Annotated in this window: 20 protein-coding genes; 9 read left to right on the top strand and 11 right to left on the bottom strand. The window is 61.3% G+C overall.

The features are described 5' to 3' along the window. Nucleotides 1-44: 44 nt before the first annotated feature. Together ilvN and GKKCFE_RS02780 are read right to left on the bottom strand one after the other, a co-directional pair. A complete protein-coding gene (gene ilvN, locus GKKCFE_RS02785; RefSeq protein ID WP_003205610.1) occupies nt 45-536 on the bottom strand; it encodes an acetolactate synthase small subunit in 492 nt (163 codons plus the stop codon). Between the two features lie 2 nt (nt 537-538). After that, nucleotides 539-2,263 (bottom strand): acetolactate synthase 3 large subunit, encoded by a 1,725-nt coding sequence (locus tag GKKCFE_RS02780; RefSeq protein WP_047229879.1) that lies wholly within the window; start codon nt 2,261-2,263, stop codon nt 539-541. A gap of 400 nt (nt 2,264-2,663) precedes the next feature. Here GKKCFE_RS02780 and GKKCFE_RS02775 point away from each other — a divergent pair, with 400 nt between their 5' ends. After that, entirely contained in the window at nt 2,664-3,086 is a 423-nt protein-coding gene (locus GKKCFE_RS02775; protein ID WP_409078025.1) for a DUF4124 domain-containing protein, read from the top strand. A 7-nt stretch (nt 3,087-3,093) separates the two neighbouring features. Here the strand turns inward: GKKCFE_RS02775 and GKKCFE_RS02770 are convergent, their stop codons facing one another. The 3 genes from GKKCFE_RS02770 to mrcB are packed head-to-tail and all read right to left on the bottom strand — an operon-like array spanning nt 3,094 to nt 6,477. Then, nucleotides 3,094-3,423 (bottom strand): YqcC family protein, encoded by a 330-nt coding sequence (locus tag GKKCFE_RS02770; RefSeq protein ID WP_047229832.1) that lies wholly within the window; start codon nt 3,421-3,423, stop codon nt 3,094-3,096. Next, complete coding sequence (locus GKKCFE_RS02765) at nt 3,423-4,142, bottom strand: tetratricopeptide repeat protein (RefSeq protein ID WP_047229833.1); 720 nt, start codon at nt 4,140-4,142, stop codon at nt 3,423-3,425. The genes GKKCFE_RS02770 and GKKCFE_RS02765 overlap by 1 nt, the downstream gene beginning before the upstream one ends. Nucleotides 4,143-4,158: 16 nt before the next feature. After that, nucleotides 4,159-6,477, bottom strand: a complete 2,319-nt coding sequence (gene mrcB / locus GKKCFE_RS02760; protein ID WP_047229834.1) for a penicillin-binding protein 1B — start codon at nt 6,475-6,477, stop codon at nt 4,159-4,161. 127 nt (nt 6,478-6,604) lie between these two features. Here mrcB and GKKCFE_RS02755 point away from each other — a divergent pair, with 127 nt between their 5' ends. The 3 genes from GKKCFE_RS02755 (at nt 6,605) to GKKCFE_RS02745 (ending at nt 9,076) form a co-directional block, all read left to right on the top strand. Further along, nucleotides 6,605-8,161, top strand: a complete 1,557-nt coding sequence (locus tag GKKCFE_RS02755) for a bifunctional aminoglycoside phosphotransferase/ATP-binding protein (protein ID WP_445577458.1) — start codon at nt 6,605-6,607, stop codon at nt 8,159-8,161. Between the two features lie 91 nt (nt 8,162-8,252). Continuing rightward, on the top strand, nt 8,253-8,594 hold the full coding sequence (locus tag GKKCFE_RS02750; RefSeq protein WP_047229836.1) for a pentapeptide repeat-containing protein: 342 nt from the start codon (nt 8,253-8,255) through the stop codon (nt 8,592-8,594). 209 nt (nt 8,595-8,803) lie between these two features. Next, the gene (locus GKKCFE_RS02745; protein WP_047229837.1) at nt 8,804-9,076 is read left to right on the top strand and encodes a TfoX/Sxy family protein; all 273 of its coding nucleotides are present in this window, start codon (nt 8,804-8,806) and stop codon (nt 9,074-9,076) included. A gap of 182 nt (nt 9,077-9,258) precedes the next feature. On the opposite strand, the gene GKKCFE_RS02740 is transcribed toward GKKCFE_RS02745, so the two are convergent. From GKKCFE_RS02740 to GKKCFE_RS02725, 4 genes are read right to left on the bottom strand one after another with little or no spacing between them, the layout of a single operon-like run. Beyond that, nucleotides 9,259-10,146 (bottom strand): ChaN family lipoprotein, encoded by an 888-nt coding sequence (locus tag GKKCFE_RS02740; RefSeq protein ID WP_445577457.1) that lies wholly within the window; start codon nt 10,144-10,146, stop codon nt 9,259-9,261. Between the two features lie 21 nt (nt 10,147-10,167). After that, a complete protein-coding gene (locus GKKCFE_RS02735; RefSeq protein WP_445577456.1) occupies nt 10,168-10,935 on the bottom strand; it encodes a heme ABC transporter ATP-binding protein in 768 nt (255 codons plus the stop codon). After that, the gene (locus GKKCFE_RS02730) at nt 10,935-11,918 is read right to left on the bottom strand and encodes a FecCD family ABC transporter permease (protein ID WP_445578024.1); all 984 of its coding nucleotides are present in this window, start codon (nt 11,916-11,918) and stop codon (nt 10,935-10,937) included. The genes GKKCFE_RS02735 and GKKCFE_RS02730 overlap by 1 nt, the downstream gene beginning before the upstream one ends. A gap of 50 nt (nt 11,919-11,968) precedes the next feature. Then, nucleotides 11,969-12,847, bottom strand: coding sequence for a heme/hemin ABC transporter substrate-binding protein (locus GKKCFE_RS02725; protein WP_445577455.1), 879 nt, complete (start codon nt 12,845-12,847; stop codon nt 11,969-11,971). Nucleotides 12,848-13,111: 264 nt separating this feature from the next. On the opposite strand from GKKCFE_RS02725, the gene GKKCFE_RS02720 reads away from it, so the two are divergent. Further along, complete coding sequence (locus GKKCFE_RS02720) at nt 13,112-13,435, top strand: Rieske (2Fe-2S) protein (RefSeq protein ID WP_047229841.1); 324 nt, start codon at nt 13,112-13,114, stop codon at nt 13,433-13,435. Here GKKCFE_RS02720 and sfsA read toward each other — a convergent pair. Continuing rightward, nucleotides 13,385-14,125, bottom strand: coding sequence for a DNA/RNA nuclease SfsA (gene sfsA / locus GKKCFE_RS02715; RefSeq protein WP_107322945.1), 741 nt, complete (start codon nt 14,123-14,125; stop codon nt 13,385-13,387). The two genes, GKKCFE_RS02720 and sfsA, sit on opposite strands and share 51 nt — an antisense overlap. Continuing rightward, nucleotides 14,125-15,297, bottom strand: coding sequence for a pyridoxal phosphate-dependent aminotransferase (locus GKKCFE_RS02710; protein ID WP_139051179.1), 1,173 nt, complete (start codon nt 15,295-15,297; stop codon nt 14,125-14,127). The genes sfsA and GKKCFE_RS02710 overlap by 1 nt, the downstream gene beginning before the upstream one ends. Before the next feature lie 342 nt (nt 15,298-15,639). Here GKKCFE_RS02710 and dksA point away from each other — a divergent pair, with 342 nt between their 5' ends. The 4 genes from dksA to GKKCFE_RS02690 all read left to right on the top strand — a co-directional run bounded on the left by dksA (nt 15,640) and on the right by GKKCFE_RS02690 (nt 20,399). Continuing rightward, entirely contained in the window at nt 15,640-16,083 is a 444-nt protein-coding gene (gene dksA / locus GKKCFE_RS02705) for an RNA polymerase-binding protein DksA (RefSeq protein ID WP_047229844.1), read from the top strand. 233 nt (nt 16,084-16,316) lie between these two features. Then, nucleotides 16,317-17,207: a tRNA glutamyl-Q(34) synthetase GluQRS gene (gene gluQRS / locus GKKCFE_RS02700; RefSeq protein WP_445577454.1), complete on the top strand. Its 891-nt coding sequence runs from the start codon at nt 16,317-16,319 to the stop codon at nt 17,205-17,207. 77 nt (nt 17,208-17,284) lie between these two features. Further along, nucleotides 17,285-17,461 (top strand): hypothetical protein, encoded by a 177-nt coding sequence (locus GKKCFE_RS02695; RefSeq protein WP_003176118.1) that lies wholly within the window; start codon nt 17,285-17,287, stop codon nt 17,459-17,461. Further along, on the top strand, nt 17,445-20,399 hold the full coding sequence (locus tag GKKCFE_RS02690) for a sensor histidine kinase (RefSeq protein ID WP_160893587.1): 2,955 nt from the start codon (nt 17,445-17,447) through the stop codon (nt 20,397-20,399). The genes GKKCFE_RS02695 and GKKCFE_RS02690 overlap by 17 nt, the downstream gene beginning before the upstream one ends. Nucleotides 20,400-20,410: the final 11 nt, after the last annotated feature.

Genomic DNA, 20,410 nt, shown 5'->3' with positions numbered 1-20,410 from the left:
AATTACCCCTATTTCCGGCCATTCAGGCCATTCGCTAATTTGGTTTAGATGCTCAGTACTTTGTCGCCACGGGCAATCCCGGTGACGCCACTGCGTACGGTTTCCAGAATCGAGGCAGTGCCGATCGATTGAATGAAGCTGTCGAGCTTGTCGCTGGTACCGGTCAACTGAACGGTATAGACGCTGGCGCTGACATCGACGATCTGCCCACGATAAATATCGGTAGTGCGTTTGATCTCGGCGCGCTGGGCACCGGTGGCCTTGACCTTGACCAGCATCAGCTCGCGCTCGATGTGCGCGCTTTCCGACAGGTCCACCAGCTTGACCACCTCGATCAGCTTGTTCAGGTTCTTGGTGATCTGCTCGATGATTTCATCGTGCCCCACAGTGGTCAGCGTCAGACGCGACAGGGTCGGGTCTTCGGTTGGCGCCACGGTCAGGCTTTCGATGTTGTAGTTGCGCTGCGAAAACAGGCCCACTACGCGAGACAGAGCACCCGGTTCGTTTTCCAGAAGCAGGGAAATAATATGTCGCATGATTAGGTACGCTCCGTCTTGCTCAGCCACATATCGCGCATGGAGCCGTCTTTGATCTGCATCGGGTAGACGTGCTCGCTGGTATCGACCTTGATATCGAGGAACACCAGGCGATCCTTCATGGCGAAAGCTTCTTCGAGCCCGGACTTCAAGTCCTTCAGGTCAGTGATGCGGATGCCCACGTGACCATAGGCTTCGACCAGCTTGACGAAGTCCGGCAACGACTCCATGTAGGAGTGCGAGTGACGGCTGCCGTAGCTCATGTCCTGCCACTGGCGAACCATGCCCAGTACGCCGTTGTTCAGGTTGACGATTTTCACCGGCAAACCGTACTGCAGGCAGGTCGACAGCTCCTGGATGTTCATCTGGATACTGCCCTCGCCCGTGACACAGGCGACGTCGCTATCCGGAAAGCTCAACTTGACGCCCATGGCCGCCGGGAAACCGAAGCCCATGGTGCCCAGACCACCGGAGTTGATCCAGCGGTTGGGCTTGTTGAACTTGTAGTACTGCGCGGCGAACATCTGGTGCTGGCCCACGTCGGAGGTCACAAAGGCATCGCCCTTGGTCACTTCGCACAGGGTTTCGATTACGGTCTGCGGCTTGATCACGCTGCCGTCGCCCTTGTCGTAAGGGAACAGGCCACGATCACCGCGCCACTCATCAACCTGCTTCCACCAGCTGGCCACGGACTCCTTGTTCGGAGCCTCGCCGATTTCCTTGAGGATGGCGACCATTTCGCTCAGCACGCTCTCCACAGGACCGACAATCGGCACGTCTGCCTTGATGGTCTTGGAGATCGACGCCGGGTCGATGTCGATATGGATGATCTTGGCGTTCGGGCAGAATTTCGCCGGGCCGTTGATGACACGGTCGTCGAAACGCGCGCCGACCGCCAGAATCACATCGGCATGGTGCATCGCCAGGTTGGCGGTATAGCTGCCGTGCATGCCGAGCATGCCGATGAACTGACGGTCAGTGCCCGGGTAGGCGCCCAACCCCATCAGCGTATTGGTGACCGGCAGGTTGAGCATTTTCGCCAATTCGGTCAGCGGCGCGGAGCCACCACCGAGGATGACGCCGCCACCCGAGTACAGCACCGGACGCTTGGCCGCCAGCAGCATTTCGGCTGCCTTGCGGATTTGCCCGGAGTGACCGCGCACAGCCGGGCTGTAGGAACGCAGCTTGGCTTTCTTGGGGAAAATGTATTCGAACTTCTCGGCCGGGTTGGTCATGTCTTTCGGGACATCGACCACAACCGGGCCCGGACGACCGGATTCAGCCAGGTAGAACGCCTTCTTCATGACCTCCGGGATCTCCGAAGCGTGCTTGATCATGAAGCTGTGCTTCACGATCGGCCGGGAAATACCGATCATGTCGGTTTCCTGGAACGCGTCGGTGCCGACCATGGTGCTGGGCACCTGACCGGAGATGATCACCATCGGGATAGAGTCCATGTACGCCGTGGCGATACCGGTGATGGCGTTCGTGGCGCCAGGGCCGGAAGTCACCAGGACCACGCCGGCTTTACCGGTGGCACGGGCATAACCGTCAGCCATGTGGGTCGCCGCTTGCTCATGACGAACCAGGATGTGGGTCACTTCCGGTTCTTTGAACAGGGCATCATAGACATGAAGAAGAGCACCACCGGGGTACCCGTAGATATATTTGACGCCTTCGTCACGCAAAAAGCGGACGAGCATCTCACCGCCAGATAAAAGCTCCACGTTGTTCACCTCTAAAACGCCAGAATACCGACCCACAAAAAGGGACGGGTCTTAATAGGTTTACTTCTCGGCAGAGCATGAGCGACGGTGGTCGCCGACTACGTCAGCACTGACTGAGCAAGTATTGGGATCGTCCCAAGTGTTGCGGGCCTTTCCCACCCAGCGCGAGGTAACGCGTTGCGGGTGTAACAGGTCGGCGCGGATGTGCGCCTCATGATCTGCCGAGTGGGCCTGCTTCTGGCAGTCCCTCTACAGCGGACTTTGGATTCTTCTGTTTCGCCCTCTGCAAGTCAAGCCGTCAATGTGCTTTATTCGAAGTAAGCGCATGAGAACGCAAGAAAAAACCTTTAAACAGCAACTGTGTTAGCTTCAATTGCGCAACCCATGACAAGGAAACAGCATGCGAATGTTCTTCTTGACGGCCAGCCTGCTGGTTGGCCTGAGCCCGATGTGCATGGCCGGTCAGGTCTATAAATGGGTGGACGCCCAAGGAGTTACCCACTTTGGCTCCCAGCCACCGCCTGAAGGACAGGCCACGACGGTGATCAAGTCCTCCCCTTCCGCCGCCAAGCCAGCAGCCCCCCCGCCTGCCGGGGTCATTGGTGACCAGAAGGCGATTGACCAACAGGTCAAGCAACAGATTGCCGAGCAGCAAGCCCAGCTCAAGGCCTTCTGCGAACAGACTCGGACCAATCTGGCGCAACTGCAGAACAACCCGCGGGTACGCGAGGATGTGGAAGGGGAAATGCGCCGCCTCACAGAAGAGGAGCGGCGCCAGCGCATCGACGAAACCCGCAAGCAGATCGAGGAGCACTGCCAATAAATGGCGGTCAGTTAACGTCGCTGATCAATTGGTCGAACTGCGCCAACAGTCGCTGCAACTCCACGCCTTGCCCCGGCCGCTGGGCATAGACCATTTGAGCCATCTCCAGGATGCCCGAGGCGTTGGGCAGCGGCAGGTCATTTTCCAGGATGGCTTTCATGCGCGGCAGGAAAATCCATTGCAGCCATTGCTCGAAGTCCAGCGTGTCGACCGCGAACGGCTCGACACTGGCCAACGCCTCGGCCGACGGCGAAACGCTGCTCCACCAGCCCTGGACCCGCAACTCGCGCTCAATCAGCAGCAACTGATCGGCGATCTTGGGAAAACGCGTATCCATCAGAGCGAAACCTTGGCCTTCTGACGGGCCAATGCCGCGCCGGCGGAGTCGCCTTGTTTCTCACGGGCCTGAGCGATCAATTCCCACAGGCTGGCCTGAAGCGCCGGACGACCGTTGGCGAATGTCAGGCCACGGCGGGCCAGTTGCTCGGCTTGCGGCGCATCGCCCTGGGCCATGCGCACCTGGGCCAGGCGATAGAGAACCTGGGGTTCACGCGGCGCAACACGCTGGGCTCGCTCAAGGCTGGAGGACGCACCATTGAGGTCACCACCGGCCTGTTGCTGTTGGGCTGTGGTGAGCAATGCCAGTACTGGACCGTCCAATTGTTCATCAGCGGACAGACCTCCCGAACTGGTCGAGGGAATGCTGCTCGGTGCAGAAGGCATGTTGAAGCTGCCCTGGTCGATTGGTGAAGTATCGATAGGGCCCGGCGTGATCGGCCCTGGCGTGATCGGTGTGCTGCTGATCGGTGCCGACGTCGTGGCGCCGCCACCGGGCACCATCACGACGACACCGGTATCGCCCTGGGGAATCGCCTGGACCTGTCCCTGCACCGGCCGCTGCACCGTCGTTTGACGGAAGCCGCCATTGGCCGAGACCCGCTCGCTATTGGAAACGGCAGTGCCGGAATCGACAACCGGAATCGAACCGCGTTGTACGGTAGAGCAACCGCTGAGCAATGCCACGGCCGTAACCGCTGGAATCAACCACTTGTTCACTTGAAACCCTCTTTGCTTAATTCATCCAGTCCTTGACCCAATCCATGACCGATTCGGCGGGGTTTGGAATGCCACAGGCTGCACCGGGTGGTGGTTCGCTGCCGCGAATATACGGCATCTGCACCGCGCCCGGGCAACTGGCGTCGGAGCCTTGACCGGTGCGCGAATCCACCCAGGCCTGAACGATATTGTCTGGTTGCGGCATGTCCAGCGGCAACGGATCGGCCTTGCGCATGAAACTGGTCCAGACCTGCAATGCCCCGGTGGCGCCAGTGAACGGGGTCTTGCCATTGTCGTCACGGCCGAGCCAGACCACTGCCAGCAGGTCCTGGCTGAAACCGGCAAACCAGCTGTCGCGCGAGTCGTTGCTGGTACCGGTCTTGCCCGCCAGGGTCAGGTTACGCGGTAGTACGTTATAAACCGAACTGCCGGTGCCTTCACGCATGACCCGTTGCATGGCGCTCTGGATCAGATAAATGGACGCGGGATCAAAACGCTGTTGGATCTGGAACGGATAGCGCTTGAGCGGCTCGCCGTCGGCGGTAAGCACGCTGCGAATGCCGCGCATCGGCGTGTTGAAGCCACCGTTGGCCAGTGTCTGGTACATGGCTGCCACTTCAATCGGCGTGAGGCCACCGGCTCCCAGCAGCATCGATGGGAATGCCGGGAATTCGCGACTGACACCCAGGCGGGCCAAGGTCTTGAGGACATTCGGCACGCCGATTTCAAGCCCGAGGCGAGCCGTCGACAGGTTGTAGGAATGCGCAAGCCCCTGGTACAGGAACACCGTACCGTGGGAGCGGCGATCATAATTTTGCGGCTTCCACACCTGGCCGTCCGCGCCCTTGACCGAGAACGCCTCGTCGGACAGCCAACTGGTCAGGGTGTACTGGCTCGGTTTTTCCAGGGCGGTGAGGTAGACCGCCGGCTTGATCAGGGAGCCGATCGGGCGGACCGCATCGAGCGCCCGGTTGAAACCGGCAAAACTGGCCTGCCGACTGCCGATCATGGCCTGGACTTCGCCGGTTTCCGGGTTGGTCACCACCATCGCGGCTTCCACTTCATCAGAGCCCTTGCGCCCGGCCAGTCGCTTGAAGGTGTCATTGACCGATGCTTCGGCCTTCATCTGCAGGATCGGGTCGAAACTGGTGAAGATCCGCAGGCCTTCTTCGGTCAAGTCTTCGTCGCGGTAGTCCTCACGCAGTTGACGCTTGACCAGGTCCATGAAACCAGGGAACGAGCTGTCTGCCAGACTGCCACGCTTGGTCACACCCAAAGGCATCTTCTTCGCCGCTTCGACTTGCTCGGCCGTTGCCACGCCTTGCTGTTGCAGTAAGTCGAGTACCAGATTGCGCCGCTCGAGGGCACGCTCTGGATTACGCCGCGGGTTGTAGGAGGACGGCCCTTTCACCATCCCCACCAGCAATGCCACTTGATGCAGCTTGAGCTCGGACAGCGGCTGGCTGAAGAAGAACTGGCTGGCCAGGCCGAAACCGTGAACCGCCCGCTGGCCGTCCTGACCGACGAAGACCTCGTTGAGGTACGCCTCGAGAATCTCCCGCTTGTCGTAGTGCAGCTCCAGCAACAGCGCCATCATGGCTTCGGTAAGCTTGCGGCTGAGGCTGCGCTCGTTGGTCAAATAGAAGTTCTTGACCAATTGCTGGGTCAGGGTACTGCCGCCCTGGCGCATACGGCCCGAGGAGGTGTTGACCCAGATGGCCCGGGCAATCGACTTGGGCGAGACGCCGAAGTGATGGTAGAAATCGCGGTCCTCGACAGCGATCAGCGTATCGAGCAGGAACGGCGGCACCTGGTCGATCTTGATCAGGATCCGGTCTTCAAGGTTCTTGGGGTACAGGCCACCGATCAGCAGCGGTTCAAGGCGCACCACTGACAGCTTCGCATTGTTGGCACCGGTCAGCGCAGCCACGTAGTCGCCGGAGAAACGCACTCGCACCGCCTGCGCCTGCTCCATGCCTTCATAAAATTGGAAACCGCGGGTATTGAGGTCGACGGTATTGCCGTTGACGGACGCAGCACCCGGGCCATTGGCAACGCTTTCACGGCGATAGCCGAGGGCATCGAGCTCGGTCAGGAAATCGTCCCGACTCAGCTTTTGTCCGACGAACAGCTCCAGGGGCCTGGCGTAGACCTTGGCCGGGATGGTCCAGCGCTTGCCGGAGAACTTCTCCTGGACCACGGCATCGAGGTAGACCGCAAAGCCAGCGAGCACGACGAGGCCCACCAGGCTGAGTTTAAGGGCCCAGCCCAGCCAGGGCCGCAAGCGACTGGCGGGTGGTTTCTTGGGGGTACGGGGGGATCGGGTACGAGTCATGGCGGCGGATTATACGCACTTTGCCGCGGTTCAACATGACCACACAACGGCCCCCTCCTGTTTGCGTTAACGCGGCTTGCCGCCATAATGACGGCCTTGAATTTTCCCAGTCTCTGAAGGATCGCCCGTGAGCCAGTCCCTGATCGCTGCCCTGCAAAACCCGGCCCTCTATCCGCATCCCGTCGAAGGGTTCCAGGTCATCGAGACCCACATTTCCTGGGTATTGCTCACCGGGCCGTATGCCTACAAATTCAAAAAACCGGTCAATTTCGGTTTCCTTGATTTCACCAGCCTCGAGGCACGCAAGCATTTCTGCGGGGAAGAACTGCGCTTGAACCAGCGCCTGACCCAGGATCTGTACCTGGAAGTCATGCCGATTACCGGCACCCCGCAAGTGCCGCAACTGGGTGGCGAAGGTCCGGCCATCGAATACGCCCTGAAGATGCGTCAGTTTCCCCAGAGCCAACTGCTCAGCACGCTCCAGGCCAACGGCGAACTGACCACCGCGCACATTGACGAAATGGCCGCGCAGATCGCCCGCTTCCATCTCTCTACGCCCACCGTGCCTGCCGAAAACGCCGCCGGCACCCCCGACAGCGTTATGGCACCGGTGCGGCAGAACTTCGAACAGATTCGTCCGTTCCTCAGTGACAAGGCTGACCTGTTGCAGCTCGAAGCCCTGCAAGCCTGGGCCGAAAGCAGCTTCGAACGCCTCAAACCGCTGTTCACCCAACGCAAAGCCGAAGGTTTCATCCGCGAATGCCACGGTGACATCCACTTGGGCAACGCCACGGTGATCGATGGCAAGGTAGTGATTTTCGACTGCATCGAGTTCAACGAGCCGTTCCGCTTCACCGATGTCTATGCCGACACTGCATTCCTGGCGATGGACCTGGAAGACCGCGGCCTCAAGTCGCTGGCGCGACGTTTCGTCAGCCAATACCTGGAGCTGACCGGCGACTATCAAGGCCTGGAGCTGCTGAACTTCTACAAAGCCTACCGCGCCCTGGTCCGCGCCAAGGTCGCGCTGTTCAGCATGCCGGCCGAAGCCGACCCGGTGCAGCGCGCCACAACCCTGCGCCAATACCGCAACTACGCGAACCTGGCCGAAAGCTACAGCACCATTCCCTCGCGCTTTCTGGCCATCACCCACGGCGTTTCGGCCGTTGGCAAAAGCCATGTCGCGATGCGCCTGGTGGAAGCCCTGGGCGCCATTCGCTTGCGCTCGGACGTTGAGCGCAAGCGTCTGTTTGGTGAGCAGCAAGTGCCCAATGATCCACAAGCCGGCATCTATAGCAGCGGCGCCAGCGACGCCACTTATGCCCGCTTGCATGAAATCGCCAGTGTCATCCTGCATGCCGGCTTCCCAGCAGTGATCGACGCCACGTACCTCAAACACGATCAGCGCGATGCTGCGGCGAAAGTTGCCGAGGCCACGGGCGCTCCGTTCCTGATCCTCGATTGCAATGCGCCACAAGCGGTTATCGAGAGCAGGCTGGCGCAGCGTCAGGCCGATCAGACAGATCCGTCCGACGCAAATCTGGCCGTTATCGCCGCCCAACAGGCCAGCCGCGAAGCACTCACCCCTGCGGAAATCCTGTGCAGCAAACGGGTCCAGACCAATGAAAGCGGCACGCTCGACATCGTGGTCGCGCAGATTCGTCAACGCTTGCCAGGCCTGTAAAAAACTATTTCGGCCGTGGAGTCTGCCCACCCTTCACGGCCGTCAAACAGTGGCACTATACTGGCGTCATAAAACCAACAGGTGATATGAAATGAGCCTACCCAAGCTTCTCAGTACCCCGCTTTATGCTTTGCTGCGCGAAGACGACATTGCCGGTTTCAACAACGAACGGCCACAAGGCCCGGTTGATATGCGTGGCGGCGATTTTCGCGGTCTGGATCTGCGAGAGCTCAATGCCGACGACGTGGATTTCACCGACGCTTACTTCCGCTCCGCGGATTTGCGCGGCATCGATTTTCGCAAGTCGTCCCTGGAAGGTGCCAGCCTGGCCCATGCGCAAATATCGGGCGCCTATTTCCCGGCAGAACTGTCTGCCGACGAAATTCTGATGTCGATGAACTTTGGCACCCGGCTGCGCTACCGCACCCGCTGAATCGGGCCGAATCTGCCGTCAACCCAATTGATCTCCAGCGCCCCTGCCTGCGCTGGACGCTGCATCTTGCCGCGCGCCCCCACCTATCGTGCGTAATGCATTAGAAGCTTTTGCTTCAAATCCCACCAAAGAATCACGTTTTTCCTACTGACCGCTACACTCCTGAGAAGCTTGCCCACTGCACCAGTCGGCCGTCGCAAGGAGGTTCGATGAATGATGAACTGCAACACCTGAAGAACCTGGGCAAGACATCAGCCCAGTGGCTGCATGCCGTGGGCATCCACAGCGCCTCGGATCTGCGCCGCCTCGGAGCGGTTGATGCCTATCGCGCAGTACGCACTCGCGGGTTCCGGGCTTCGAAGGTGTTGCTCTATGCCATTGAGGGCGCATTGATGGATGTGCACTGGAATGACATCCCCGCCGAACGCAAGGAAGCCTTGAACAAACAATTGGACGCCGTTTCGACGCGTCACAAAGCCTGACCATTCTCCTTGTTTGTCGCCACACGGCCTGCGCTTGAAAGTTATTTGGGCCAATCCAAAAAACAACGTTTGACATGGTAATGAGAATCGCTATGATTAGCGCATCCGGTCGCGAGACTGGTCGATATTTGAAAAGCCCTTGGTTCGGACTCTCAGATATCTCCTCATCAGGCTAATCACGGTTATTTGACCCGACTTTTGTCGGGTCTTTTTTTGTCTGGAGGAAATGCGCTGTGTTCACGCATCTGCGCGCAGTAATCCTGAGGGGGAGTGGCCTTGGTGTACCACACGTAATCTGCCATGACCGATGTCATCTCGCTGCCCTCCTCGGCCAGCATCAGGACGGTCGGCGCCTCACTGGCCCCCAAGTCCAGCACATGCAGCGGCACCCCAACGTCTTTCCGTCCATGCCAGGCACCGGCGAACAATAACGCAGGTAATGGCGCAGCCAGCAGACGTTCGGCCATGCGTCGGTCACGTTGTTGCTGGACAGCCAGCATCGCCGGCATCTGAGATTCGGGCAGCAGGCCGCAATGGGATTGGCGAATCTGCTCCAGCAACTGATCCTTCACACTTGCCGCATTCGCACGGGCGCCTCGCAAGTCCGGCGCCTGCCGGTAGACGCGCTGGATCTCGGCGGCGTCCAGATTGGCGGCCAACAACGGATAGCGTTGCGTCAGGGCGAACTCCACGACCGGACCATACAGGCTCCAGTCCCATCCCGGCGACCAATCCAGGGCACCGGGAAGATCAGTTGGCAAGGCAGGTAACTGGCGGACCCCGTCAACGCGAGGCTGCTGGTGGGGTGTCAGCATTTCCAGCAGGAGGCTGCCCTGGGCCCGTTGCGCGGTCAGGGCCTGAAGCAGCCATAGCTGCAGCGCGTGGTGATCCGGATTGTCGTGCTGCTCGCCGACCACCAATCGCGGCGCCCGGGCCAGACGCTCGATCAACGCTTGAGGCGTGACAGCCCGGCCATTGTGCAAATCAAGGATCTGCCCGTCGACCGGGGGCGGCGCGGTGCTCTGACAGGCCGTCAGCACACTCAATGCCAGAATCAGGATCAGGCGCACGTCTACATCCTCAGGCAACCCTCAGCGGGCGATGATCAATGGATGTCCGCGCTCCGGATGGGGTTGCACCAGCACTTCCAGGCCAAACACCGCTTTGAGCGGTTCCGGGCGCAGCACTTGCTGCGGCGTGTCCAGGGCCACCGGCAGGCCAGACGCGAGCAACAACAGGCGATCACAATAACGCGCTGCCAGGTTCAGGTCATGCAGGATCACCAATACGGCCGCGCCGCGATCGGCAAACTCACGCACCGCTTGCAGGATGGTGTGCTGGTGCAGTGGATCGAGCATCGAGGTCGGTTCGTCGAGCAGCAGGGTCTGCCCCGCTTCCCCTGGCCACAACTGTGCCAAGACCCGCGCCAGGTGCACCCGCTGACGCTCGCCGCCCGACAGCGCCAAGTAACTGCGACCGTGCAGATGCGCCGCGTCTGCAGCGTGCAACGCCAAGGCAACGATTTGCTCATCACGCACTCGACCACACTGATGAGGCAGGCGCCCCATGCCGACTACTTCCTCGACGCGGAAGGCAAAATCCAGGGTCGATGACTGCGGCAATACCGCCAGGCGGCGGGCACGCTCGGCGCCGTCCCACTGGGACAAAGGCCGATCATCGAGCCAGACCTGTCCCTGCGCAGGAGGCAATTGACCGCACAGCCCCGCCAGCAAAGTACTTTTACCTGCACCGTTGGGCCCGAGCACGCCCAGCACCTGGCCGGGATGCAGATCAAGATTGACATCAGCCAACACGGTTTTGTGACCCCGCTGGATGTGCAGGTTCTGCGCTCGTAACATCAGGCGCGTCCTCGCAGCAATAAATAGAGGAAGAACGGCGCCCCGATGAATGCCGTGACGATGCCGATCGGCAGTTCCGCCGGAGCCAGCGCCAGACGCGCCACCAGATCGGCGAACAGCAGCAGGCTCGCCCCCGCCAGCACCGAAGCCGGCAACAGAACGCGATGATCGGGGCCGGCCATCAACCGTACCAGATGCGGCACTACCAGCCCGACAAAGCCGATCATGCCCGCCGCCGCCACTGCCGCGCCAACCCCCAGGGCCGTGCAAAACACCAGTTCACGCTTGAGCCCTTCGACATCAACGCCCAAATGGGCGGCTTCGGATTCACCCAGCAACAGAGCATTGAGTGCCCGGGCCCGTCGTGGCAGCCAGAGTGCTACGCCAACGCTGACCAGCAACAGCGGCCACAACCGCGCATAGCTGGCACCATTCAGGCTCCCCAGGTTCCAGAACGTCAAGGTGCGCAGGGTCGCGTCGTCCGCCAGGTAAGTGAACAAGCCCACCGCCGAGCCGGACAGCGCGGTCAGGGCGATACCGGCCAGGAGCATGGTCGCGACATGGGTCTGGCCGTTGCGCCGACCGAGGCGATAAACCAATGCCGTAACCCCAAGCCCGCCGAGGAACGCACACAACGACAACACATAGGGGCCGAACGCTTCGGGCAAGCCACCCAGCGCCGAGCCGCCAACAACGGCGAACGCCGCGCCCAGCGCCGCACCGCTGGACACCCCGACCAGCCCCGGGTCGGCCAACGGGTTGCGGAACAGCCCCTGCATCGCCACCCCCGATAATGCCAATACCCCGCCCACCGCCAGCCCCAGCAGGGTGCGTGGCAGACGGATCTGACCGAGGATCAGTTCGGCCTGCTCCAGACCTTCGGCGGCCACTGGCAAGCCCATCAAGCGCAACGCGGCGCGCAAGGTATCGAACAGCGGCAAACTCACCGGCCCCAGGGCCAGGGACAGCCAGATCGCCAGCAGACACAACAGGCCCAGGCCAATAAACAAGGTGCGCGGTTTGACCAGAGGGGTCATGGTGCCTTGGCCGGTTCGGTCGGGTAAAAACCGGCCGTCAGCTTCACCAGACTTTGCGGCAACCGCGGGCCTAGCCCGCCGACCAACAGTGTCGGGTCAAGCTCGATAACGCGCTCGGCCCTGGCGGCACGGGTGGAGGAAAGAATCGGATTTTCCCTGAACAACGCCGCACGCGCTTCTTCGCCACTCAACGCGCGATCGGCGAACACCAGTACTTCGGGATTCAGGCTGGCCAGGCTCTCCACCGAAAATGCCTTGTAACCATGGTGTGTCGCCAAGTTGTGACCGCCGGCCTGCTGCACCAGCCAATCGGCGGAGGTGCCCAGGCCTGCGACCATCGGCTTGCCGCCGGAGCTTGCGACCAACAGCAACACGCCGGGGGCCTGTTGCTCAAGCTGGATTTTACTCACTCGAGCTTTCTGTTGGCTGATCTGCTGTTGATAACTGTCGAACAACTGCGCGGCTTTGGCCTCGGCGCCCAGCAGTTGACCCAGGTGCCGCAGATTGCCCTGAAGGGTCGACAGGTCGGGCGTGGCCGAGAACAGTTCAACCTGTACCCCGGCGCTGCGGATCTGCGACAGCACCGGTGGCGGCCCCATTTCTTCGGTGCCTACGAGGATCTGCGGACGCAGGCTCAATACCCCCTCGGCCGAGAGTTGTCGCTGATAACCGATGCTGGGTAAATCCCGCAAGGCCTCGGGATGCTGGCTGGTGGTGTCCACGCCCACCAGTTTCGACTCACCGCCCAGCGCGCTGACCCATTCGGACACTGCCCCGCCGGCACTGACCCAGCGCTGCGGCAGTTCAGCCGCCACCAAGCCCTGGCTGGCTAACATGACAACACAGAGCGTGACAACACGGATATTCAGGCGCATCGGGCAGCTTCCTCGAAGAAATGTTCACAGGGCCGGGCATGAACCCCGCAGGCAAAGTATCCTCAGCCCCCTGCGAAGGAGGCGCCATTTGATAATTGTTTTCATTTGGACGTCAAGCATGAACCTTTGGGGGGGTTGCCTCTGTGGGAGCGAGCCTGCTCGCGATTAGCGGTGTGTCGACCCATTGCTGCTGGCTGACCGACCGCTATCGCGAGCAGGCTCGCTCCCACACAAACTCGCCCACTCATAACCATAGAGACCCACATGAAGTTTCTTTGTACCGGCGCCGAATTGCCCGACAACAGCAGTCGCGGTTTCGACCTCGATGGGCGCAAGTTGTTGGCGGTGCGTCGCGCCGGCCAGGTGTATGTCTATCTCAACCGCTGCCCGCACCGCGGCGTACCGCTGGAATGGCGGCCCGATGAGTTTCTCGACCCCAGCGCCAGCCTGATCCAGTGCGCCACCCACGGCGCACTGTTTCTGATTGAAAGCGGTGAATGCGTCGCCGGCCCCTGTGCCGGGCAGTCCCTGGCTGCGTTAGAGAGCCGGGAGGACGAGCAAGGCATCTGGGTCGAGCAGCACCGGTAACGGCCGATCCACCCACATTTGCTCGGGCGTCAGCGTCACCCCGTAGGCCAGCACTTCCACGCCCGCGGCCACAGCGTCGCGCAACGCCGCCGCGTACAGCGGGTCGATTTCCTGTGCCGGGCGCACGGCGTCGATCCCGCTCAGGTTGACACAATACAACTGCACCGCCCGCACGCCGTCCCGGGCCAGGTGAGCGAGTTCGCGCAGATGCCTGGCTCCCCGCTGGGTCACCGCATCGGGAAACGCCGCCACGGTCGTGCCGTCAAAACCCAACGTGACACTTTTGACTTCGACCCAGGCAGAGCCTTCGTCGTAGTCCAGTCGGAAATCGATACGACTGTTTTCCTGACCGTAAGCCACTTCACGCTTGAGCCCGGTAAAACCGTTCAGCTCGCTGATGACACCGGCACGCAGGGCCTCTTCGATTAGCGGGTTGGCTCGCGCGGTATTGATGCAGGCCAACCGCCCCTGGGGGGTTTCGCCTATTTCCCAGGTGCCGGGCAATTTGCGCTTGGGGTCGCTGGAACGACTGAACCAGACTCGCGCACCTTCGGCCATGCAATTGAGCATCGAACCGGTGTTGGGGCAATGAATCGTCAGCAGTTCGCCATGAACGGTCTCGATATCGGCAAGAAAACGCTTATAACGTCGAATCAGCCGGCCTTCTTCCAGCGCAGGTGAAAAAAGCATCAGCCTTGCCAACTCCGCAGTCCGCGCTCGATTCGCTCCACCGCTTCCTGGAGCCGCGGCAAGCTCTGGGTGTAGGCGAAACGCACATGGTGCCCAGCCTGATGGCGACCGAAATCCAGCCCCGGCGTGAACGCCACATGCTCGGTCTCCAGAAAGTGCTGGCAGAACGCAAAAGCATCGCCGCCGAATGCACTAATGTCGGCATACAGGTAAAACGCCCCTTCCGGCTCCACTGCGATGCCGAACCCCAGATCACGCAAGGCCGGTAGCAGAAAGTCGCGCCGCAGCGCGAACTCGGCCCGACGCTGCTCGAATATCTCGATTGTCGCCGGTTCGAAACAGGCCAACGCCGCGTACTGGGCCATGCTCGGCGCACTGATGTAAAGGTTCTGCGCCAGCTTCTCCAGCTCACCAACAGCCGCCGAAGGGGCCACCAGCCAGCCCAGTCGCCAGCCGGTCATGCCGAAATACTTGGAAAAGCTATTAAGGACGAAAGCTTCGTCGTCAACTTCCAGCACGCTCGCGGCATCGGTGCCATAAGTCAGGCCGTGATAGATCTCATCCACCACCAAGTGACCGTTGTGGCCCTTGATTGCCTTGGACAGGCCGGCCAGTTCGTCCCGGCTGAGAATCGTCCCGGTCGGGTTGGCCGGCGACGCGACCAGCGCACCCACGCTGTTCGAGTCCCAATAGCGGTTCACCAGGTCCGGGGTCAGCTGGTAGCGCACGTCCGGGCCTACCGGCACCAATTGAGCCGTACCTTCCACCAGCCGCAGAAAGTGGCGATTGCAGGGGTAACCGGGGTCCGCCAACAGCCAGTGCTTGCCCGGGTCCACCAGCAACGCGCTGGTCAGCAGCAACGCGCCGGATCCGCCCGGCGTGACCAGGATGCGCCGTGGGTCTATGTCCACACCGTAGCGCTGCCCATAGAAACCGGCGATGGCTTCGCGCAGCTCGGGGATGCCACGGGCCGCCGTGTAACGGGTCTTTCCCGCCGCCAGCGCGGCCTGGCCGGCCTGGATGATCGGCTCAGCCGTGGTGAAGTCCGGCTCGCCGATCTCCAGGTGGATGACATCGTGCCCGGCGGCCTGCAGCTCATTGGCACGGGCCAGGAGCGCCATCACATGGAAAGGTTCGATGGCGCGGCTACGCGCACTGTAGGGCTGAGCCATTAGCCTTCCTTCTGGTAAAAAAGAACCGATTCTACCTAACTCTCCGGCCAACCCAGAAACAACTGCGCAAGCGAGCACGAACTCAGGGCCCGGCCGCTTGCAGCAAATGTCTCCAGCGATCGGCTCAGGCTTGACTAGAATCAAGCATTGAGCAGGTTTGTCACTCCACCGGACTGAACTTGACCACGCTTTGCAAGCCCCGGCCACCGCAGGCTCGACAACCGGGAGTAGCGCGGCCCGATTTGATCTGGTAAGTTCGCCCGCTTGCAGCCGCAGGGCCGGCAGGTGTCGGTGATGGAGCAATCCTGCGTAGTGGATTACAAGAGTAGAGGCGGTCCATTCATGCCCACCCAAGCAAAGCAGAATCAAAATCAGTCGCTCAGCGGGTTTGAGCCGTACGTGCCGCAAGCTGGCGAAGAGTACATGGGCGCCCCCATGCGCGCGCACTTCACCAAGATCCTGAACAAGTGGAAACAGGACTTGATGCAGGAAGTCGACCGCACTGTGGATCACATGAAAGACGAAGCGGCGAACTTCCCTGACCCGGCCGACCGTGCCAGCCAGGAAGAAGAATTCAGCCTCGAACTACGCGCCCGCGACCGTGAGCGCAAGCTCATCAAGAAAATCGACAAGACGTTGCAACTGATCGAAGACGAAGAATACGGTTGGTGCGAGTCCTGCGGCGTCGAGATCGGCGTCAAGCGGCTGGAAGCACGTCCGACCGCCGACATGTGTGTCGACTGCAAGACCCTGGCGGAAATCAAGGAAAAACAGGTCGGCAAGTAAATTGCCTGGGCTGTCATCGAAAAACGGAGCGTTCACACGCTCCGTTTTTTGTTTCTGATACTTCCCGCACACCCGGTTCCCTTGTGGGAGCGAGCCTGCTCGCGATAGCGGTGGGTCAGCCACATCAATGCCCACTGATAAGACGCTATCGCGACCAGGCTCGCTCCCACAGAGGGGTGGCTTCGTCAGCAGGATATGTATTCCAACAGCCCGGACCCAGTAACATTCGCTTTATGACCGCCACTGCCCCCTACATCGGCCGCTTCGCCCCCACACCCAGCGGCCACCTGCACTTTGGCTCCCTGGTCGCCGCGCTGGCGTCCTATCTGGATGCCCGGGCCGCGGGCGGGCGCTGGTTGCTGCGCATGGAGGACCTTGACCCACCACGGGAAGAGCCTGGCGCGCAAGCGGCAATCTTGAAGGCACTGCAAAGCTACGGGTTTGAATGGGACGGCGAGATGGTCCGTCAGAGTGAGCGCCATGAGGCCTACGACCAGGTCATCAATCGCCTGCTCAGCCAGGGTCTGGCCTATGCCTGCACCTGCTCGCGCAAACAACTGGAGCCGTATCAGGGCATTTATCCGGGCCTGTGCCGCAACGCCGGTCACGACACCAAAGACGCGGCCATCCGCCTGCGCGTTCCTGAGTTGGCGTATCACTTCAACGACCGAGTACAAGGCCCGTTCCGCCAGCACTTGGGCCGTGAAGTCGGCGATTTCGTGATTCGCCGTCGCGACGGGCTCTATGCTTATCAACTGGCGGTGGTGCTGGACGACGCCTGGCAGGGGGTCACCGATATCGTGCGCGGTGCCGACCTGCTGGACTCCACATCACGTCAGCTGTACCTGCAAGAGCTGCTTGGCTTGCCACAACCGCGCTACCTGCATGTGCCGCTGATAACCCAACCGGACGGACACAAACTCGGCAAGTCCTACCGTTCGCCACCGCTGGCGGCCGATCAGGCCACGCCATTGTTGTTGCGGGCACTGCGCGCGCTGGGCCAACAGCCAGGCCCCGAACGGGTCGACGCCAGCCCCCGGGACCTGCTGGACTGGGGCATTCGCCATTGGGATGCGGGGAAGATACCGCGCACTTTGACCCTGCCAGAGGCGCAAATACGTTGACGGCGCTTGCAGCTTGGCCCCCATCCGTTACCATCGCCGCACGTTTTCGGGCACGCGTTTAAAAAAGAGAGGCCGGGATGTACATCTATCGCTTGGTCCTGCTCCTGGTAGTGGGGATTTATCTGTTCTCCCCGGCCATCATGGATTGGTGGATCGACGCCACGGGTGCCTGGTATCGGCCCTATCTGCTTTGGCTGATCCTGATCGTCGTGACCTTCATCCTGCAGAGCCAAAAAGATGCCGATGAGCTTTAGCCTGACCCAGATGATCCTGATCAGCGCAGCCTACCTGGCAGTGCTGTTCGGCGTCGCCTGGATCAGCGAACGGGGCATGATCCCCCGGGCGATCATCCGCCACCCGCTGACCTACACCCTGTCGCTGGGCGTCTACGCCAGCGCGTGGGCGTTCTATGGCACGGTCGGGCTGGCCTATCAGTACGGCTACGGTTTTCTGTCCAGCTACCTGGGTGTATCGGGGGCATTCCTGCTGGCACCGGTGCTGCTCTACCCGATCCTGAAAATCACCCGCACCTACCAGCTATCATCCCTGGCCGACCTGTTCGCCTTTCGCTTTCGCAGCACCTGGGCCGGCGCGCTGACCACGATTTTCATGCTGGTGGGCGTATTGCCGTTGCTGGCCCTGCAGATCCAGGCGGTGGCCGACTCCATCAGCATCCTCACCCGCGAACCGGTGCAGCACCGGGTCGCACTGAGTTTCTGCGCGCTGATCATTCTCTTCACGATTTTCTTCGGTTCCCGCCACATCGCCACCCGGGAGAAACACGAAGGCCTGGTGTTCGCCATCGCCTTCGAATCGGTGATCAAACTGATCGCCATCGGCGGCGTCGGCCTCTATGCCCTGTACGGCGTATTCGATGGCCCGCAACAACTGGAGCTGTGGCTGCTGCAGAACCAGACCGCCCTCGCCGCCCTGCACACACCTCTGCAGGAAGGCCCGTGGCGCACGCTGTTGCTGGTGTTCTTCGCGTCAGCGATCGTCATGCCGCACATGTACCACATGACCTTTACCGAAAACCTCAACCCGCGCTCGCTGGTGAGCGCGAGCTGGGGCCTGCCGCTGTTCCTGCTGCTGATGAGCCTGGCGGTGCCGCTGATACTGTGGGCCGGACTGAAGCTGGGAGCCAGCACCAATCCTGAGTATTTCACCCTCGGCATCGGCATCGCCGCCAACAGCAAGGCCCTGGCGTTGCTGGCCTACATCGGTGGCCTGTCGGCGGCCAGTGGCCTGATCATCGTTACCACGCTGGCGCTGTCGGGCATGGCGCTCAACCATCTGGTGCTGCCGCTCTACCAGCCGCCAGCCGAGGGCAATATCTACCGCTGGCTGAAATGGACCCGCCGCGCACTGATCGTCGCCATCATCATGGCCGGCTACGGCTTTTACCTGATGCTGGGCGACGGACAGGACCTGGCCAACCTCGGCATTGTCGCGTTCGTCGCCACCTTGCAGTTCCTGCCCGGCGTACTGTCGGTGCTGTATTGGCCCACAGCCAACCGCCGTGGTTTTATCGCCGGTCTGCTCGCGGGGATCCTGGTGTGGCTGGTCGCCATGCTGTTGCCACTGCTGGGCAACATGCAGGGCTTCTATATCCCGTTGCTGAACATGATCTACGTGCTCGACGACACCAGTTGGCACATGGCGGCCATCGCCTCGCTGGCGGCGAACGTGCTGATGTTCACCCTGATTTCACTGTTCACCAACGCCAGCAGCGAAGAGGCCAGCGCCGCCGAAGCCTGCGCGGTGGACAACGTTCGCCGCCCTCAGCGCCGGGAACTGCACGCCGCCTCACCCCAGGAGTTCGCCACGCAACTGGCCAAGCCCCTGGGCGCCAAGGCCGCGCAAAAAGAAGTCGAACAGGCCCTGCGCGACCTCTACCTGCCCTTCGATGAACGCCGTCCATATGCCCTGCGTCGCCTGCGGGACCGGATCGAAGCCAACCTGTCCGGCCTGATGGGCCCCAGCGTGGCCCAGGACATGGTCGAGACGTTCCTGCCCTACAAGGCCGGCGGCGAGAACTATGTCACTGAAGACATCCACTTCATCGAGAGCCGTCTGGAAGACTACCACTCGCGCCTCACCGGCCTGGCCGCCGAACTGGACGCCTTGCGCCGTTATCACCGCCAGACCTTGCAGGAACTGCCGATGGGCGTGTGCTCCCTGGCCAAGGACCAGGAAATCCTGATGTGGAACAAGGCCATGGAGGAACTGACTGGAATCGCCGCCCAGCGCGTGGTCGGTTCACGACTGAGTACCCTGAGTGAGCCGTGGAAAGGCCTGCTGCAAGGCTTCATCGACCTGCCGGATGAGCATTTGCACAAGCAGCACCTGGCCCTCGACGGCCAGACTCGCTGGTTGAACCTGCACAAGGCGGCGATCGACGAGCCGCTGGCGCCGGGTAACAGTGGCCTGGTATTGCTGGTGGAAGACCTCACCGATACTCAGATGCTCGAAGACAAGCTGGTCCACTCCGAACGGTTGGCAAGCATCGGTCGGCTGGCCGCCGGGGTGGCCCACGAAATCGGCAACCCGATCACCGGCATCGCCTGCCTGGCGCAAAACCTGCGCGAAGAGCGCGAGGACGACGGCGAACTGACGGAAATCAGCGGCCAGATCCTCGAACAGACCAAGCGTGTGTCGCGTATCGTCCAGTCACTGATGAGCTTCGCCCATGCCGGCGGCCACCAGCACAACGACGAGCCCGTCTGTCTGGCCGAAGTGGCCCAGGACGCCATTGGTCTGCTGGCCCTGAACCGGCGCAATTTCGAGGTGCAATTCTTCAACCTGTGCGACCCGGATCACTGGGTCGACGGCGATCCCCAGCGGCTCGCCCAGGTACTGATCAACCTGCTCTCCAACGCCCGCGACGCCTCACCTGCGGGCAGCGCGGTGCGGGTCAAGAGCGAAGCCAGCGAACACACGATCGACCTGATCGTCGAAGACGAAGGCAGCGGTATCCCCCAGAACATCATGGACCGATTGTTCGAACCTTTCTTCACCACCAAGGACCCGGGCGAAGGCACCGGTCTGGGCCTTGCACTGGTCTATTCCATCGTTGAAGAGCATTATGGACAAATCACCATCGACAGCCCGGCCGATGTACAAAGCCAACGCGGCACCCGTATACGGGTGACCTTGCCGCGTCATGTCGAAGCGACGTCCGCTGTGAACTGAGACCGTCGAGA

This window comes from Pseudomonas sp. E141 (genome assembly GCF_052659885.1).
This window is presented reverse-complemented; position numbering and strand designations above follow the sequence as displayed.